Below are 16,044 nucleotides of genomic sequence, written 5' to 3' on the forward strand. Positions count from 1 at the left end.
TTACTATTTAACCGATAGATAAAGGAAGTCGGCTTGATACTCAAACCAAGGAGAATCAAGCATGAGTTTATTAATAGAAAAACAGATAGAACTTGAAAAGGATTTAGGCGAACAGCTTGAAGCCGTTACAAAATCCCCCCCATTCGGTTTTAAACCGGTTATCGATCCCCTTTCCAAATTATTCCTATTAATTCGTGTTCAAAATCAGCTAATCAGAAAGCAAAGCGAAGATATTGAATCGCTTAAAGCGGCCTTAAATGGCATGGGGGCGAAAGCATGAGCGACCGTGAACCCGTGGGCTTTCTGCCCTGCAAAAAATGCCTGTCTTTAAAATCGGTTTACCAAGGCCAAGGAAAACGCGCGCGTTTTCTCTATGCAAAGTGTAAATGCGGATTAGACCAACGAACCGGCGCACCGGTGCAAAATGCTTTTGCTAAACACATCACCAAAGAAGAAGCGCAGGCGCAGCTTGAAACCCTCAAAACCCCGACCGAAACCAAAGAACAAAAAGAAGAAAGCAGCAGCACCGTCCCTTGGGTCATTGCCGGCCTAATTGGTGTATTTGGATTTCTCAAATTAAGGGGCTAACCATGACGTTTACAATTTGGGGCTTTTTTCTTGCTAGTGTTTTCTGGTTTATCTGGGAAATGAAAACCCTTTTAAGGTGGAAGAAAGAATTAAAACACTGGGAAGCCGCCTTGATGGCTCACGACCGAGATTTAAGACACAGAGAAAGCGTTTTAAAACAGATTCAATTGAAAATTAAAAAGGAAAAAAAATGGAAATGGATGATCTAAACGTGCCGGAATATGTCGAGCAAGTACCTGGCGAAAGCGCTCCAAATTTAGACCAGGAGGAAGCCGATTTTTTAAAATCATTAGAAAGTGAAAGCACCGCCACGACTGGCACCGAACCAAATAATGCAAATGATGATTTAGAAACAAAAGCGGCAACCGGCACGGCCTTAATGCTAATCAATACCGCCGAAGCCATGACAAAGCAACTTGCGCACCCTGCTTTCAAATGGCAAGACGCAGAAAAGCAAAACACTGCCGAAGCGATAGCACCGGCCATTGTTAAAAATGGCGGTCAAATGCCGGAATGGTTAGAACCATACAAAGAAGAAGTTTTTGCCTTGCTTGCGGTTGGTGTCCTCGCGTTCGGTGGCTATATGCAAGTGAAGCAGCTCAAGCAGCTAGACGAAGCACAAGCAAAACCGAAAGACGATGAACCCAACAGCGAGACGCTAAACGATGCAGCCTAAAAACCCTAACAATGAGTTATCAAACGGTCATGTTTTTGTGGTTGGTATGAGTGGCAGCGGTAAAACCTATCTAACCAAGAAAGTCATAATGCAAGAGCGTGATCAGATAATAGGTTTTGACCCACTTGGGGATTATTCGCGGCTATGTGGCCGCGCTAAACCGCGCATTTATCACGACCTAAAAACCTTTGCAGCGGCAGCCCTAGCCGCTCGCAAAACTAAACAAGGATTTAAAATCTTTTGGCAACCTAAGCACGACACAACATGGGAAGACCTAGACGCTTTTTGTCGTGTTGCGTGGGCGCTTGGCGATGGATTCAAGCAACCACTGAAAGTGATATGCGAAGAACTAGCCGAGAACAGCAAGAACACCCAACAAACCACCCCATACCACAGGAAACTATTGTTAACCGGTCGCAAGTTTAATCTGCATGTGGTGAACCTGTTCCAACGTGGTCAAGATGTATCAAAAACCATTATAGATAACTGCAGTGTGTGTTACGTGATGATGCAAAAAACCAAAGTAAGCAGCGTTTATCTTGAGCGCATGACCGGTATTAATGCGCGAGAGATTGAAGCATTAGAGGAGAAGCAATACATAAAACAAGATGGAAAACGCTATACACAAGGCAAAATCTAGCCCTTTATTTGAAACATTCCTAATTTATTGCAAACACTTTTTAAATAAGTGTTTGTAATCCTTTCCAAATCCCCTTGTTAACTGTCCGTGTCGATTAACTGACTTTTTCATAAACACGGAGCATACCAAATGAAAAAATACTTAATTACGGCCGCTGTGGTCGTGGTAACAATGGCGGTTGTTAACCGAGTCGAGCCGGTTTCTAACATCGTTTACAACAAATAAGGGGGCGTTAATTTATGGCACGTCGTCTTAAAAAACTTCCGTCTATCTCAAACGTGGCCGCCGGTTCTACCGCGACCCTCGAACTCCCTTTAGGGCTTGCCTATCACCAAATTCTTTTAGAGTTTACCGGTGTAACACTTGCCCAAATGAAGAAGATTCGTTTTGAAGTAAACGGCAAAGTGATCCAACAGTACGAAAGCGGCACAGAGCTAGACTTGTTAAACAAGCACTACTCACGCGGTCAAGCTGAAAACGGTTTTTTACCGATTTTCTTTGCTCGTCCTGAATTAGTTCAAATTGAGCAGCAGCGCACTTTTGCGGTAGGTACTAGCGACATCTCTACTTTCACAATGTTGATTGATATTGATGAAGCCGCGACCAATCCAAAATTGAACGCTCACGCTATCCAAGGCAACCCAATGCCGATTGGATACATCACTAAGGTTAAGTCTTTTCCGGTGTCATTCTCGACAGCCGGCACACAAGAGATCGACAACCTACCCACTCCACAGACAGCGCGTATTGCCTCGATTCACTTAATTAGTGACAAGGTCACGCATGCGGAACTTGAAGTTGATGGCAACATTGCTTTTCAAGCGTCCAAAGGTCTAGCGGATAAAATCCAGAAAGATGCAAACCGTACGCCGGACGCATCAAAACTCACTATGGATTTCATGAAAGAAGGCGACTTTGCACAATCGCAGGTTTTAGCCGGTGTTCAAGATTTCCGTGTACGTCTGGAGCTGTCCGACCCTGCCGCCGTTAATGTTGTCGTGGAATATTTAGACGTTCTGCAAGGCTTATAAGGGGGCGCAATGAGTTGGGATTCAGTTCTAAGCGGTGCCGGTGACTTTTTCGGAGCAGCCACGGATAAGTGGCTAGAGTACGAAAAAATCCAACACGGTGCAGACTTTAACGGCAGCTCACAGCAAGCCGTGAACAACACACCCGAAGTACCGCAGCAAGTCAATCATGATCCCTCTTATCAACTGCCAAGCGTGGCCGGTGTTCCGGCCTCTTATTTGTTGATTGGTGGGCTTGTATTGGTCGGCGCGGTTCTAATTGCCAAGAGCTAAGGGGGTTTAATGCTAGGTTCGTTAACCAGTTTAACCGGCGGCGGTGGCTTACAAGGCGGCAGCGCCGGACCAAGTACCGCAACCAGTACCAACACCACTACCAACAATAGCGGCTTTACTGGCGGCGCGGTTAACTTTGGCTCAAATAATGGGATCCCTACGTGGGCAATTTTGGCAGCTTTAGGAGTGGGCGCGTTTTATGTCTTTAAGTCAAAGAAATGATTTTTATTCTATTTCATGGCCGGAAGCTAAACCGCACTTAATCGAGGCGCTAGACGGTTACGACCCTAGCGCCGAGATTGAAGCCGGCCTTGCATTTTGTTTTTACATTGGCGGCGCTTATGCCCTAGTAAGAACTGAATGCTTTGAATTGGTCGTGATTGCATTCAAAGGCGATCACAAATTGGCGGAGGCTTGCGGCTTTTTCTATGACTTGGGGAAAGCGATTAAAGCGAAAACAATCCGCTTACACACAAAGCGCAAAGGCTTCTTAAAGTTCGTGCGCTCTATTGGTTATAAGTTCGAACAAGCCGAGCAACGAGGCGCGGAGCATGTTCTAAGGTTGGTGATTTAATGGGCGGCTCAAGTTCCTCAGCTAATAAAAGCAGCACTAGCACAACAACGGTTAATAAAAATACCAGTGTTGGCTTAAACGATGAATTAAACGGAAATTTTGTACAAGGTTTAGAAAATTCAACGGTAAACATCACAGACGGTGGCGCGGTCAATAAAGCCCTAGAAGCTATCGCCATGAATAACAAAGAGGCTTTTTCTTTTGGTGGTGAAGCCTTGGGCGTTAATGAAGCGGTTACCAAAGCGGCGCTAAGTACCAGTGAAAATTATTTAGATAGTGCGCTCAATTTTGGCAGTCAATCGCTAGGCGATATTTTAGATTTTGGCCGCGATGCTATCACAGCGAGTGAAGTGGCGACCGGTTCCGCGCTCGATGTAGCGAAAAACTTAAGCCTAGACAGCGATGCAGCAACGGCGCGAGATACCAACAAAAACATGATGTATTCAACGCTTGCGATTGCCGTTGCATTGGCCTTTGTTGCGGCTAAAAAGTAGGAGTTAAATCAATGTCCTTATTAAAAATTCAAGTCACGCCGCAACCTAAATCTTTTGGCATTAAAGGCCGATTTTTTAAAGTCGTTAGCGCGGCTGATACGGTAAAGGTGCGCTTTGTCTTTCTCGATGATAGCGAGATAGAAACCGAGCTTTACCAAGGGCTAGCGGTCGAGCATTCGAAAGATTTTAAAGCCTTTTATATTTCATCGGATACGGAACAAACCCCGACTATTTTTGCCAGTTCTGCCAAGTTAGTCGATGACCGATTAGAAACATCATTGACCGGTTCGGCCAGTTTAGAAAGTGAAGCGGTCACCCTATCGGCTAATGTCATTACTGAAATTGTACCGGCACGACTTGGCCGCCGTTCGGTTCTTATCTTTTGTGATGATAGCACCTACATAGGCGGCGAAAACCTCACCGCTGAAAATGGAATTTTAGTTGATGCCGGCTCAAGTATTGAAATTAACACTCAGGCGAGTATCTACGCCCTTTCGCTTAATGCTTCAGTGGTTAAAACATTGTCGGAGGTGAATTAATGCCAAGGCTCAATGCAAGCGGTTGGAAAAAAGGCGATCTGCGAATTTGGAGCGGTGAACTAGAAAACATTCCTAACGGTTGGGAGCTGGCCGAGGAAATGATAGATCGCGCCGTGGTCGGTGCCGGTGGAGCTTACTCTAAAGGCCAAAAATTTGGCAACAATACCCAACGACCGGATAAACCTAGTGTAAGTGTATCCAAACCGAGCGTGAGCGTTTCTAAACCAAGTGTAAGTGTTTCAGTTCAAAATCACACACTCAGCACATCAAGAATACCTGCTCATGGGCACTCAGGGACGGCCGGAGCGAATGCCGGGACAGGTTCTCAGTTCGCAGCCTCCACAATGACAGGAAGAACACTATCAACAAACAATGCTGGCTCTAGCGGTGCACATAATCACGGTGCAACAGTGAGTGTGGGCAATATTAGCGCCACAGTCGGAAATATTACGGCCACAGTCGGCAATGTTGGAACAGTAGACACAAGGCAAGAATCTATTGCCGTAATTTGGATAAAAAAAATATGAAAATTTCAGCAGTAACAGAAGATCAGGTAATCGTCATTGATGGTAGCGCCGCTTTTATGGCTGATATTGGCGGCTATCACATGACCAATGGTGAATGGGCGGTACATTTTGACACAACAACCGGCTACGGTGAGATCGAATACATAGACAACCGCCCTAATCAATTTATTGATGAGGCTTTCTTTAATCAGCATTTCGCATGGTTACAAGCTGAACACCAACGATATTTAGATCATATAGCACAACTGGAAGCAGAAAATGAATCAGAAAATACTGGTGATGACGGCAGCGGCAGCCCTGCTACTCCTACTAACTAAGGGAGATTCGAACATGCCGAGAGGTATCCGAAACAACAACCCGGGCAACATTGAAGACAACGGCACACCGTGGCGCGGTCGCCTTGGCAATGATGGCCGCTTTATCAAGTTTGATACACCTGAAAACGGGATCCGTGCAATGGCGCGCATTCTCAACACTTACCGGTTTACGCATGGGTTAACCACGGTCGAGCAAATTATTAACCGATGGGCTCCACCGGTCGAAAACGACACCGGCGCATATATCGCCCACGCCGCGCAAGCGGTTGGCGTTTCGCCCACTCAAACAATTAACGATGCAAACATACCGGACTTAATCAAGGTGATCATCAAGCATGAAAACGGTGTGCAGCCATACAGCGATAAGGTGATTTATGACGGCATTAAAGCAGCTTGATAGGCGCGTTATTGATTTATCTTTTGTCGTACTTGGCGGCGTGGCCGTGTGGTACATCACCCAAAAATTAAACAATATCGCCAATGAAGCCACCAAAGCACCGGCAGAATTAATCAGCGACCTAACCGCATTTTTCAACGGTTGGGAAGCGGTCGAACTGCAACCCCTTTTAATTCGTGACGTGTATTTAAATAACGATTACACGCTAACCGATGAAGCAAGCGCAACGCTCTGGAGCATTGAACAATATCAACCGTTATTAGGTGAGATATTTGGCAACCAAGGCGGTGCAATGAAAGACAAGTACAGACCTTTAATTAATCAGCCTATAGGGAAATAAGATGAAATTTAATCAAAGTTCAACATGGCGCGGTCTCGCGCTAATTGGTTCAACAATCGCAGCTGTGACCGGTTACGGGCACTTTTTTAGCGCAGATGTCACACAAACCGGCGTACAGTTCGGCGGTGTAATTGGTTTAGCAGTTCCAGTCGTAATTGGCGTTTATGATGCTATACGCGATGAATTCAAAAGCGAGGGTAAATGAGCAAAGAGCAAGCCATAAGCCTAGTTTTAACGGTATTAATCAGCCTCACTACTGGCATGGTCTCGGGCGTTGTGACAGTCTCAGCGCTTAAAACTGATGTTAGTTGGGTAAAGCTCAAGTTAGATGATCATGAAGAACGATTGCGAGAATTGGAGAAAAAACTATGATTCCAAGCGCTTTTAAAGTCGATGTAAACACGCCGGAGCCGGTAACAGTTAAGATTGACGTGACAGAAAGAACAATGATACTCGCGGCAATTATTACAGTGATAGCCGGAGCGGTAGCGGTAAAACTCAAACGTTAAAGGGCGATTGTTTCGCCCTTTTCTTTTTGTGCCGTAATTTAAACCACGTCTTTTTTTTTCTCCTAAATTCGATCACGTTGTCGCCGTTCGTGACTCTTATATCTAACTCCATCAAATCATAAGCACTTAGCTCACGCCCTGCCGGTGTATATAATTTATCACCCCTGATCTTAAAATCTGCCCATTCTTTACGAGTAGGCAAATACCCACGATGAATAATAAGCAGCAAGCGCACCACAGAAAGCGGATAATTGCCCTTAGTTTTCCAGTTTTTCACCGTCTGGGGAGTTACACCGAAATATTCGCCGGCTTCTTTGTCGCTATCGAAATGCCATAAAAACAGATCCTTTACCTGATTTTTGTACATGCCAAATTCGTGCAAAGTATCTTTAATATCTACTTTCATGTGATCTATATCTCATTTTTGTTAATGGGATAAAAATCATATAATTCAAGGGGTTTAGGCTGAATAAGTTGGAAAACATTCATAACAAGCAATCTTTAATCTTGTGAGTAAGTTAAAAATATCGCTCTATTCGGCTTGCTATATCATGACGTGATCTTTACATGGATTTTACATAAAGAACTAATAATGCGCACTAAGGCTTGGTTTGTTAAAGAGCCGCAACAGCTGTATTTATCCTAATTTACGTTAGTCATCTTCAACCAAAAACTTTGTTGGCATAAATTCGAAAATGTTTTCTTAAATGGTTTTATTTGAATGCTATTTGGATTGGCGATCACTTGGTAACTTAACCAGTACTCAGGACAAACATTTTGAGGTTCTTGTTCTTCTTCTGCTAAGTGATCAAATTCAACTTCTTTTCTTATCACTACACCGTCAGAGAATTTAAAACTTGTTATGGTATGTTCTGTAGTAATGCCATCGTCTATGCGCATGGTTGTTTCAGTATGAGCAATTTTAAAATCTGCCGCATCTTGATCGTTAGATGCGACAATCCTACCAATATAGTCAGATAATGATTTTATGCTTAGATTCATTTAAGGCTTTCGTAATATGCCGCGATATCAGCGATATCAGCATCATTAATGGTGGTCGCCATTGGAGACATTACTGGATCTTTACGTTCACCGCTTTTAAAGGCTTTCATTGCTTTTTCAAGATAAGCGGCATTTTGACCTTTAAGGTTTGGATAGGTTTTGATTACCGCGATGCCATCTGCACCGTGGCATGAAGCACACATTGCAACTTTCGTTTTACCAGCTTCTGGATCGCCTGCAAAAGCAAAATGGGAAGATGTGGCAAATAAACATAGCGATAAAATAGCGAGCTTTTTCATACAGCACCTCAAAATGGGAAGATAAAATGTGAACATCACTGTATACAATTTAGCAATTTAACCGACAATATCTAGGATTGAGAATAAGAAATTTAATCTCGATCACTTACTATCACAAAAATTTGACTCAGCAGATGATGGTTTATAGGTTAAAAGTCGAGTAATTTACTAAGATCGGCTTTGATACTATGCACTTTCTTACTGGCTTTCTCGCTTCGAGATGCTTCACTCACCAGATACTCAATCGCTTCTGATAGTGTGCAACCTAATTCTTGCGCCCTATCCGACAGTTTTTCCCAAACCGCATAATCTAAATCGATCGATTTTTTCTTGGTATGGGTATGTTCGGCATTAAAATGGCGTTTGCGCTTTGCTCGAATGGCTTGCTTAAGTTTGTTATCAAGCTCAGGATTCATGTGATCATCAATCCAACTCAGCACTTGTGTTGGCTGATGCTCTAACTTTTGAAGCCCCATAATGGCAGCGTGAGATTCACTCGAATCTTGGTAACGAGTAATCGATTCTCCATCTTTCCATTTTCGAATTAAATATTGCCATTTCCAACCACATTCAAGGTTTTCAAGCTGTTGATATTTCATTAGTCTTCCCTATAGACAATTTACAGTGACAGCGTAACTAAAAACCATCACATTCTCAACTGTTTTCACTCCATCTAGAATAATAGTCCAACCTATTTTGACTTTATGATAGCAGCCTCTCAAATCCATTGATTAAACTCTCTTTTTCCGAAGCATAAACAGGTATAAGGTTAAGCTATTTTTCTATATACTTCTTTTCTTCTAACCACATATTGAATTTTTTATAATGATCAAAGAGTCTTGGCAATCTGCAACACCCAACTTTTCACAATATGAAGATATCCTCACGCAAAACGACTCTAGTAGTCACCTATCCTTTTTGGATCTTCAGCCTAGACTCAAATCTTCTATTTTGCATTTTGCACAAATGGCGAGCTTTCCGCGTTTCCTATTAGTGAATGCACCGGATAATTTCATTTATCGCCAAGCAATCCATCATGCTTACTCTATGCTAATGAATACGGGTGACATAAATCGTACTCCCGTTATCACCAGTGAAAGTATCGAGCTTGAAGAGTTATTTGGGCAATACCAAGTTGAAAATGGTCAAATTATTCATAGTTCCGAAGGGTTACTTGATAAAGCTAATGGCGGCTATCTCATTATTTCGTCAAATTTAATCTTAGCTAACCCTAGAGCTTGGCCGAAATTAAAAGCCGCCGTTTTAGGAAATGCTTGTTCTGGTATATCCTCCGACTCAAAACAAGTTATCGAAAACGCGCCACTCAAGAAGTACGATGTAAAGTTGGTTGTTATTGGCGATAGAATGCAGTTAGGTGATTTAGACTTATTCGATGCGGATATGAGAACTCACCTATGCTTATTCGCTGAAGTAGAGTTAGATTTCAAAGTGACTGCCGATTCGGTTGAAGCATACATTCAATACATTAACGGCATTATTGCTGAATACCAACTTCCTAAGCTTTTAGATACACATGCCTGGACATTCTTGTTGGCTCAAGGTGCTCGTGAAACCGAAGACCAAGAAAGAATGCCTCTGTGTCCTATTTGGCATAGAACGTTGTTAACAGAAGCCGCTTTAGTTTCCAATGGACAAGCTATCTCTCAATCCGATATGGAAAAAGCTTTAGCCGCTCGAACCTATCGTCAAGAATATCTACCTCAAAGAGCTTTAGCCGATATCTTAGAAGGCCAAGTTATCATTGAGACCCAAGGCGAACGTGTCGGCCAAGTGAATGGCTTAACGGTTATTGAAGTACCGGGACATCCTGTTGTTTACGGTGAACCGGCTCGTATTTCATGTGTTATTCACTTTGGTGATGGCGATATTGCTGATGTTGAGCGCAAAGCTGAACTAGGTGGCAATTTACACGCGAAAGGCATGATGATCATGCAGGCCTTTTTAGGCAGTGCTCTAAACTTAGATGATCCTCTACCATTTGCCGCTTCTATTGTATTTGAACAGTCGTACTCAGAAGTTGATGGCGATAGCGCTTCTTTAGCGGAACTTTGCTCCCTTGTAAGTGCTTTATCTGAGTACCCTATTAATCAACAAATTGCTGTTACTGGTGCGGTGGACCAATTTGGTCGCGTGCAAGCGGTCGGTGGTTTAAATGAGAAAATCGAAGGCTTCTTCCAGATATGTAACCATCGTGGATTAACAGGCAATCAAGGTGTTGTTTTACCTAAAACTAACTTAAAACACTTATCCTTGCATCATGATGTTGTTGAAGCCATCAAAAATGAAGAATTCCACCTATGGTCAGTTGAATCTGTTGATGAGGCATTACCTATCATCTTTGGTAAAGCCTTCCGTGGTGATGAAGAAGAAACAATATTGAAAAAAATCTCTGAGAGAATCGAGCACTTTGATAAACATGAGTCAGCACCTTGCGGCATAGTAAATAAAATCAAAAGTTTACTTGGCATTCACTGATCGGACTTGTTTAGCTTACACCTGTTCTCTAAGATACACAGACTATTTCTGGAGTGATTATATAATGCAAAACAAACGTAACTCATATACTCGTGAAGACCTTCTAGCATCAAGCCAAGGCGAACTTTTTGGCCCAGGCCGTCCACAGCTTCCTGCACCAAACATGTTAATGATGGATCGCATCGCTAAAATTACTGACGCAGAAGGCGAAGGTGAATTTGGTAAAGGTGTGATTATTGCAGAATTAGATATTACTCCTGACCTATGGTTCTTTGATTGCCACTTCCCTGGCGACCCTGTAATGCCTGGTTGTCTTGGTCTAGACGCAATGTGGCAACTAGTTGGCTTCTTCCTAGGCTGGGTTGGCGGTGAAGGTAAAGGCCGTGCACTAGGTGTTGGCGAAGTGAAATTCACAGGCCAAATCCTACCAACAGCTAAGAAAGTAACTTATGAAATCAACATGAAACGCGTAGTGAATCGCCGCCTAGTAATGGGCCTAGCAGATGGTCGTGTACTTGTTGATGGAAAAGAAATCTACGTAGCGAAAGACTTAAAAGTAGGTCTTTTCCAAGATACGTCTGCTTTCTAGAATAAGGTTTATCCCCTTTCAATAAATAAATCAGCGGTTTTGCTGATTTATTTTTGCTCAATCCATTTAGTTATAGTGCGTTAAGGCGAGATAATAAAGGCTCCAATTTCGGAGCCTAATTCTGTACCGACTAAACTTATTAACTTAAGCTTTGGATAAACTATCTATTCTTAAGTTATTTAATAAGCCCGGATTGACGATCATCTCTTGCATCACGCCAACCGCCTAACCAATTCGATTTAGCATCCATTTGCTGATATGGACAGTCATCCATCGATCTCCCATTAAGACCAGCTTTATAACCTTGAGATTGCGCTCTTTCTAGGCGATCGCGTTTCTGTCTCTTCATAGTACAGTCCTCTTACTTTGATAATTACCAAAACGACTATCTGTGGCAGTTTTATTACAACGCCACTCATTAAGCATCGGCCAAAGATCCGAATTTCTCAAGGCGAAAAAAAACCGAGATTCAATTTTGTGAACCTCGGTTTAATGCTAGGTTTGTTAACCTTATGATTTAATTTTTTTTCTTCTGAAACCTAATAAACCAAGTAAAGCTAAAGCGAAATAACCTAAGCTAGCGCCTTCACGTTCAACGTCAGGTTGGCCACCTTTACGTTGTACAATATCATCGGCTGTTGCACCCGCAATTGGGACGAGTTTAACCGCCACCAATTCTTCTGTGCCAGTGCCATCACCACAATATGAATTGTGATCGGTATTATCATAACCACCAGCACAGTAGTTAGCCGTTGCAGAGATTACACCGTCATCGTTAATACCAGTTGCATTCACAATACGATATGCGTTGTTGGCATCAGAATCAGCACCGCCATTCGTTAGGTTATCTAGCCACCAAGATTTACCTTGGAAAATAGCCAAACGACTAGAATCTGTACCTGTAACATTTAGAGGAGCGATAAATCCACGGCGGCGACGCTGCTTACCATCTACTTCACGGTTTTCTTCAGCATCAATGGCCCCGACAACTTCGTTATAGTTGTTGATGGCATTTGCTTCACCACCCGCACCTTTAAAGAAGATATCACCGCTAAGATAGACAGCTGTAGGTTTAGTGGCTGCATCACCTTTAGAGGCATCGGTATAGAATAAACGGTTATTAGCAGCGCCATTCTCAGGATAACGACCACTGCGCTTAGCCTCACCAACAGCAATCAAGTTTTTGTTGATGTCTTTAATCAAGCTGTTGGTGTAAATATAATCACCATCATCTTCAACTTCAGCGCCTTGAACAAAAACAGAATCCCATTGGTTTTCAACAGTAGGATCAACCGTATCTTTAGGATAGAAGATAGCCGCTTGCATCAAGTAATTATCATCATCTTCATGAGTATTAAAACCAGCAAGAACTGGTAACCCATTAAAAGCAGTCACATCACTGATTACGGCAGCTCTTGCACTACCTTGAGCGGCAGCATCATCATGGTTAGCAGCAGTGGTATTATCCCAACCTGAAACTGCTTTACCAGAAGCGCCATCAGCACTATTCCAAATGTACGCTTGAGTAGCAAAAGCAAAGTTTTGACAATCTGGTAGTGAGGCAGGGTCAGTATCATTAATACATCGATTTAGATCGCCATAATAATCTTTATTATCATCACCATAATCAAAGGGATCAATTGCGGCTGAACCTACGACATATAATGTCCCACTACCTACTGGATACTCAAATGTATCATACGCAAAGGTACGGCCCATTTGTTTTACAATCGCCTCACCATCCTGCTTTGGCTGTAAAACAATATCATTATAAAACCCACGTTGACGGTAAGTTAAAACACTGTTGCTACCAACATTATAATAACCACTACTTGCTATTCCGATTGAAGATCCATCTTCTAGAATTTTATTCACAACTACATTGGCACTATCTTGTTGTATTGTACCACCTGTAGGGATATAACTAGAATCTATAGGTGCTGCAATTTCAGCACCATCAATCAACCCAACTGCATTTCGGCCATTATATCCTTGATAATAAGCTCGACGCTCCTGACATAAACCGCCCGTTAAGCTGTAATCACAATCTTCTTCTGAGTTTTCTGAATTTGCTCCAAACCATTGCTTAACCGCCCAACTATCACAAGTTGAATAGCCCAACTGGTTATAACAATAATTACGTACATCATCATAATCTAGATAAGTGAAAGTATTATCATACTTAAACGGCACTTCATCACGGTAAGAAATACCATCTTCACCTTGTCGAGTCTCACCACCAAGTAGGTAATCTCCATCAGTACAGCTTGCACTATCTGCAAAGCAGCCTAAAGGATCCGTGTCAGAGACAGCAGATGAATCACTAATAGCACTTGAGAATACTTGATTAGCATCGACACTGGCATCAACACGCACAACTTTATACAGTGCCGCATTAGCGGAGTTGGCTGCCATTAATGCAGCAGCCACCATTGATAGTTTGAAAATTTTATTTGGCATTAAGTCAACTTCTAATCCGTTAGCCCTGCATTGATTCAAGCTCTTCCCAACGCTCGAATGCAGTTTCTAATTCTTGTTCAGCAGCGTTCAGTCGATCCAAAATCGCTTGAGTTTTATCGCTACTCTGTGTGAAAAAGTCAGGTTGATTAACCTGAGTTTGTAATTGTTCAATTTCCGTTTCAAGTGACTCTAGCACTTGAGGTAAGGATTCTAACTCTCGTTGCAGTTTATAAGATAACTTCTTCGGTTTGTTAACATTTGGTTGAGTTTTGGGAGTTTCCTCAACCACTTTGTCTGCTTTCGCTGGTTTTTCACTCACAGAAGAAGACTGCTGAGTAACACCTCGCGACAGCAACACTTGAGCACGTTGCTCTTGAGCGTCATGGTAGCCACCAACAAACTCTTCGATCTTGCCGTTACCTTCAAAAATCCAACTGGTTGTCACGGTGTTATCAACGAATTGACGATCGTGACTCACTAAAAGCAAAGTACCCTGATAGTTGGCAAGAATTTCTTCCAAAAGTTCCAATGTTTCGATATCTAAATCGTTGGTTGGTTCATCGAGAATCAATAAATTATTCGATTTTAAGAACAAGCGAGCTAAAAGTAAGCGGTTTTTCTCACCACCGGATAATGCTTTAACCGGTGTGCGCGCCCTTTTCGGTTCAAATAGGAAATCTTGCAAGTAGCCTAGTGCATGACGAGTTCTTCCACCGACGGTCACTTCTTGCTTACCGTCAGCTAAGTTATCCATAACCGTTTTTTCAGGATCCAGCACTTCACGATACTGATCGAAATACGCCACTTCCAATTTCGTTCCGCAATGCAAGCGGCCTGAATCTGGTTTTAACTTATCAAGCAACAATTTCAGTAAGGTACTTTTACCACAGCCGTTTGGCCCGATTAAGGCAATACGGTCACCGCGCATAATATTGAAGCTGAAATCGTCCACGATAGTTTTGCCATCAATTTGATAGCACAGATTCTCTGCTTCAAAGATGATTTTACCAGAGCGATTAGACTCATCGATTTGAATGTTCGCTTTGCCCTGCACTTCACGACGTTCAGAACGTTCTTCACGGAGCTTTTTAAGTGCTCGAACACGCCCTTCATTACGAGTACGACGCGCTTTGATACCTTGACGGATCCAAACTTCTTCTTGAGCGAGCTTTTTATCGAACTCCGCGTTTTGCATTTCTTCAACACGCAACGCTTCTTCTTTATCAATCAAATACTGTTCATAGTTACCTGGGTAAGAACTCAGTTTTCCACGATCTAAATCGAGAATACGAGTCGCCATTGATTGAATAAAAGCACGGTCATGCGAGATAAAGACAATCGAACCACGGAAGTCTTTTAAGAAGGCTTCTAGCCATTCAATCGTGGTGACATCCAAGTGGTTCGTTGGCTCATCGAGTAGTAAAACATCTGGGTCACATACTAATGCGCGAGCTAAAGCCGCTTTACGTTGCCAGCCACCAGATAAACTCGTCAGTAGTGTATGTTCATCCAAAGATAAAGACGTCAGAATGTTTTTAATGCGGTCTTCAAGACGCCAGCCGTCATTATGATCAAGCTGCTCTTGGATTCTAGATAAGCGATTAATGTTTTTCTCTGACGGGTCTTCTGCCATGATGTCTAGCTGATGCTGGTAGTCTTTTAATAACTCACCGACTTCCGCTAGCCCTTCTGCAACATAATCGTAAACCGTACCTTCGGCATTTCTTGGTGGATCTTGCTCTAAACGAGACACCACCACATCTTGCTCGATTTGAATTTTGCCGTCATCCATGATGATTTCGCCCGCAAGCACTTTCATCATGGTAGATTTACCTGCACCATTACGGCCAACCAAACATACTCTTTCGTTCTGCTGAAGTGCAAAATCGGCTTTATCTAATAATGGATGATCGCCAAAAGCCAGCTGGCCATTATGAATGGTAATTAATGCCATTGTGTTTTAACCACGCTTGTAATTCGTCTAAATTGAATGGCCAAAATAATTCACTCACTATGTGCTTTAAATTATTTTGGTGTTGTAAGTTACTTTGATCGTTTTGTATATCTTGCGAATGCAAGGCAAGCACAGGAATAGTGACGCCGTAACGAGAAAATAATGCATCATCAAAAGCAATATCAATCACTTGCACTGTATGGGCTAAAGACTGTTGAGAATCTCCCACCCATAAAGTATCAAGCTGTTGATAAGCTAATTCGCATAAATGACAACCCGAAGTTGAGTACAGCGTCAGCATTTTTAATCTCTATCCCTGTGTTATTTAACTTTTATACTCAA

27 protein-coding genes are annotated in these 16,044 nt (G+C 42.6%); 19 read left to right on the forward strand and 8 right to left on the reverse strand.

What is annotated here, in order from left to right; translation table 11 throughout:
* Positions 1–61 precede the first annotated feature (61 nt).
* From L3V25_RS12950 to L3V25_RS13030, 17 genes are all read left to right on the forward strand, one after another.
* A complete protein-coding gene (locus L3V25_RS12950) occupies positions 62–280 on the forward strand; it encodes a hypothetical protein (RefSeq protein WP_237295890.1) in 219 nt (72 codons plus the stop codon).
* Positions 277–588, forward strand: a complete 312-nt coding sequence (locus L3V25_RS12955; RefSeq protein WP_237295892.1) for a hypothetical protein — start codon at positions 277–279, stop codon at positions 586–588. The genes L3V25_RS12950 and L3V25_RS12955 overlap by 4 nt, the downstream gene beginning before the upstream one ends.
* Before the next feature lie 2 nt (positions 589–590).
* Positions 591–797 (forward strand): hypothetical protein, encoded by a 207-nt coding sequence (locus tag L3V25_RS12960; protein WP_237295894.1) that lies wholly within the window; start codon positions 591–593, stop codon positions 795–797.
* Positions 779–1,264, forward strand: a complete 486-nt coding sequence (locus L3V25_RS12965; RefSeq protein WP_237295895.1) for a hypothetical protein — start codon at positions 779–781, stop codon at positions 1,262–1,264. The genes L3V25_RS12960 and L3V25_RS12965 overlap by 19 nt, the downstream gene beginning before the upstream one ends.
* Positions 1,254–1,904, forward strand: a complete 651-nt coding sequence (locus tag L3V25_RS12970) for a type IV secretory system conjugative DNA transfer family protein (protein WP_237295897.1) — start codon at positions 1,254–1,256, stop codon at positions 1,902–1,904. The genes L3V25_RS12965 and L3V25_RS12970 overlap by 11 nt, the downstream gene beginning before the upstream one ends.
* A 239-nt stretch (positions 1,905–2,143) precedes the next feature.
* The gene (locus L3V25_RS12975) at positions 2,144–2,935 is read left to right on the forward strand and encodes a major capsid protein P2 (protein WP_237295899.1); all 792 of its coding nucleotides are present in this window, start codon (positions 2,144–2,146) and stop codon (positions 2,933–2,935) included.
* A gap of 9 nt (positions 2,936–2,944) precedes the next feature.
* Entirely contained in the window at positions 2,945–3,205 is a 261-nt protein-coding gene (locus L3V25_RS12980; RefSeq protein ID WP_237295901.1) for a hypothetical protein, read from the forward strand.
* 9 nt (positions 3,206–3,214) lie between these two features.
* Positions 3,215–3,427, forward strand: a complete 213-nt coding sequence (locus L3V25_RS12985) for a hypothetical protein (RefSeq protein WP_237295902.1) — start codon at positions 3,215–3,217, stop codon at positions 3,425–3,427.
* Positions 3,405–3,779 carry a hypothetical protein gene (locus tag L3V25_RS12990; protein WP_237295904.1) on the forward strand — a complete coding sequence of 125 codons (375 nt, stop codon included), beginning with the start codon at positions 3,405–3,407 and terminating at the stop codon, positions 3,777–3,779. Before L3V25_RS12985 ends, L3V25_RS12990 begins: the two co-directional genes overlap by 23 nt.
* Positions 3,779–4,273 (forward strand): hypothetical protein, encoded by a 495-nt coding sequence (locus tag L3V25_RS12995; protein WP_237295906.1) that lies wholly within the window; start codon positions 3,779–3,781, stop codon positions 4,271–4,273. The genes L3V25_RS12990 and L3V25_RS12995 overlap by 1 nt, the downstream gene beginning before the upstream one ends.
* Before the next feature lie 11 nt (positions 4,274–4,284).
* Positions 4,285–4,812 carry a hypothetical protein gene (locus tag L3V25_RS13000; RefSeq protein ID WP_237295908.1) on the forward strand — a complete coding sequence of 176 codons (528 nt, stop codon included), beginning with the start codon at positions 4,285–4,287 and terminating at the stop codon, positions 4,810–4,812.
* Positions 4,812–5,339, forward strand: coding sequence for a hypothetical protein (locus tag L3V25_RS13005; protein WP_237295909.1), 528 nt, complete (start codon positions 4,812–4,814; stop codon positions 5,337–5,339). The genes L3V25_RS13000 and L3V25_RS13005 overlap by 1 nt, the downstream gene beginning before the upstream one ends.
* Positions 5,336–5,656 (forward strand): hypothetical protein, encoded by a 321-nt coding sequence (locus L3V25_RS13010; RefSeq protein WP_237295911.1) that lies wholly within the window; start codon positions 5,336–5,338, stop codon positions 5,654–5,656. The genes L3V25_RS13005 and L3V25_RS13010 overlap by 4 nt, the downstream gene beginning before the upstream one ends.
* A gap of 13 nt (positions 5,657–5,669) precedes the next feature.
* Positions 5,670–6,053 carry a structural protein gene (locus tag L3V25_RS13015; protein WP_237295913.1) on the forward strand — a complete coding sequence of 128 codons (384 nt, stop codon included), beginning with the start codon at positions 5,670–5,672 and terminating at the stop codon, positions 6,051–6,053.
* Positions 6,031–6,393 carry a hypothetical protein gene (locus tag L3V25_RS13020; RefSeq protein ID WP_237295915.1) on the forward strand — a complete coding sequence of 121 codons (363 nt, stop codon included), beginning with the start codon at positions 6,031–6,033 and terminating at the stop codon, positions 6,391–6,393. Before L3V25_RS13015 ends, L3V25_RS13020 begins: the two co-directional genes overlap by 23 nt.
* Position 6,394: 1 nt before the next feature.
* The gene (locus L3V25_RS13025; protein ID WP_237295917.1) at positions 6,395–6,598 is read left to right on the forward strand and encodes a hypothetical protein; all 204 of its coding nucleotides are present in this window, start codon (positions 6,395–6,397) and stop codon (positions 6,596–6,598) included.
* Positions 6,595–6,765: a hypothetical protein gene (locus L3V25_RS13030; protein WP_237295918.1), complete on the forward strand. Its 171-nt coding sequence runs from the start codon at positions 6,595–6,597 to the stop codon at positions 6,763–6,765. Before L3V25_RS13025 ends, L3V25_RS13030 begins: the two co-directional genes overlap by 4 nt.
* A 126-nt stretch (positions 6,766–6,891) precedes the next feature.
* Here the strand turns inward: L3V25_RS13030 and L3V25_RS13035 are convergent, their stop codons facing one another.
* From L3V25_RS13035 to matP, 4 genes are all read right to left on the reverse strand, one after another.
* Positions 6,892–7,308 carry a DUF3653 domain-containing protein gene (locus L3V25_RS13035; protein WP_237295920.1) on the reverse strand — a complete coding sequence of 139 codons (417 nt, stop codon included), beginning with the start codon at positions 7,306–7,308 and terminating at the stop codon, positions 6,892–6,894.
* Between the two features lie 236 nt (positions 7,309–7,544).
* Positions 7,545–7,904, reverse strand: coding sequence for a hypothetical protein (locus L3V25_RS13040; RefSeq protein WP_237295922.1), 360 nt, complete (start codon positions 7,902–7,904; stop codon positions 7,545–7,547).
* The gene (locus L3V25_RS13045; protein ID WP_192999421.1) at positions 7,901–8,203 is read right to left on the reverse strand and encodes a cytochrome c; all 303 of its coding nucleotides are present in this window, start codon (positions 8,201–8,203) and stop codon (positions 7,901–7,903) included. Before L3V25_RS13045 ends, L3V25_RS13040 begins: the two co-directional genes overlap by 4 nt.
* A 149-nt stretch (positions 8,204–8,352) precedes the next feature.
* Positions 8,353–8,802: a macrodomain Ter protein MatP gene (matP, locus tag L3V25_RS13050; RefSeq protein WP_192999420.1), complete on the reverse strand. Its 450-nt coding sequence runs from the start codon at positions 8,800–8,802 to the stop codon at positions 8,353–8,355.
* A 226-nt stretch (positions 8,803–9,028) separates the two neighbouring features.
* Between matP and L3V25_RS13055 the strand changes: the two genes are divergently transcribed.
* Both L3V25_RS13055 and fabA read left to right on the forward strand, forming a co-directional pair.
* On the forward strand, positions 9,029–10,699 hold the full coding sequence (locus tag L3V25_RS13055; protein WP_237295923.1) for a Lon protease family protein: 1,671 nt from the start codon (positions 9,029–9,031) through the stop codon (positions 10,697–10,699).
* A 64-nt stretch (positions 10,700–10,763) separates the two neighbouring features.
* Positions 10,764–11,288, forward strand: a complete 525-nt coding sequence (gene fabA / locus L3V25_RS13060) for a bifunctional 3-hydroxydecanoyl-ACP dehydratase/trans-2-decenoyl-ACP isomerase (protein ID WP_237295925.1) — start codon at positions 10,764–10,766, stop codon at positions 11,286–11,288.
* A gap of 175 nt (positions 11,289–11,463) precedes the next feature.
* On the opposite strand, the gene rmf is transcribed toward fabA, so the two are convergent.
* The 4 genes from rmf to L3V25_RS13080 all read right to left on the reverse strand — a co-directional run bounded on the left by rmf (position 11,464) and on the right by L3V25_RS13080 (position 16,003).
* Positions 11,464–11,637: a ribosome modulation factor gene (rmf, locus tag L3V25_RS13065; RefSeq protein ID WP_027695907.1), complete on the reverse strand. Its 174-nt coding sequence runs from the start codon at positions 11,635–11,637 to the stop codon at positions 11,464–11,466.
* A gap of 161 nt (positions 11,638–11,798) precedes the next feature.
* Complete coding sequence (locus L3V25_RS13070; protein ID WP_237295926.1) at positions 11,799–13,748, reverse strand: DUF3466 family protein; 1,950 nt, start codon at positions 13,746–13,748, stop codon at positions 11,799–11,801.
* A 19-nt stretch (positions 13,749–13,767) separates the two neighbouring features.
* Positions 13,768–15,702, reverse strand: coding sequence for an ABC transporter ATP-binding protein (locus L3V25_RS13075; RefSeq protein ID WP_237295928.1), 1,935 nt, complete (start codon positions 15,700–15,702; stop codon positions 13,768–13,770).
* Positions 15,680–16,003 (reverse strand): glutaredoxin family protein, encoded by a 324-nt coding sequence (locus tag L3V25_RS13080; protein WP_237295930.1) that lies wholly within the window; start codon positions 16,001–16,003, stop codon positions 15,680–15,682. Before L3V25_RS13080 ends, L3V25_RS13075 begins: the two co-directional genes overlap by 23 nt.
* Positions 16,004–16,044 lie beyond the last annotated feature (41 nt).

The organism is Vibrio sp. CK2-1 (genome assembly GCF_021726515.1).
Taxonomy (GTDB): Bacteria; Pseudomonadota; Gammaproteobacteria; order Enterobacterales; family Vibrionaceae; genus Vibrio.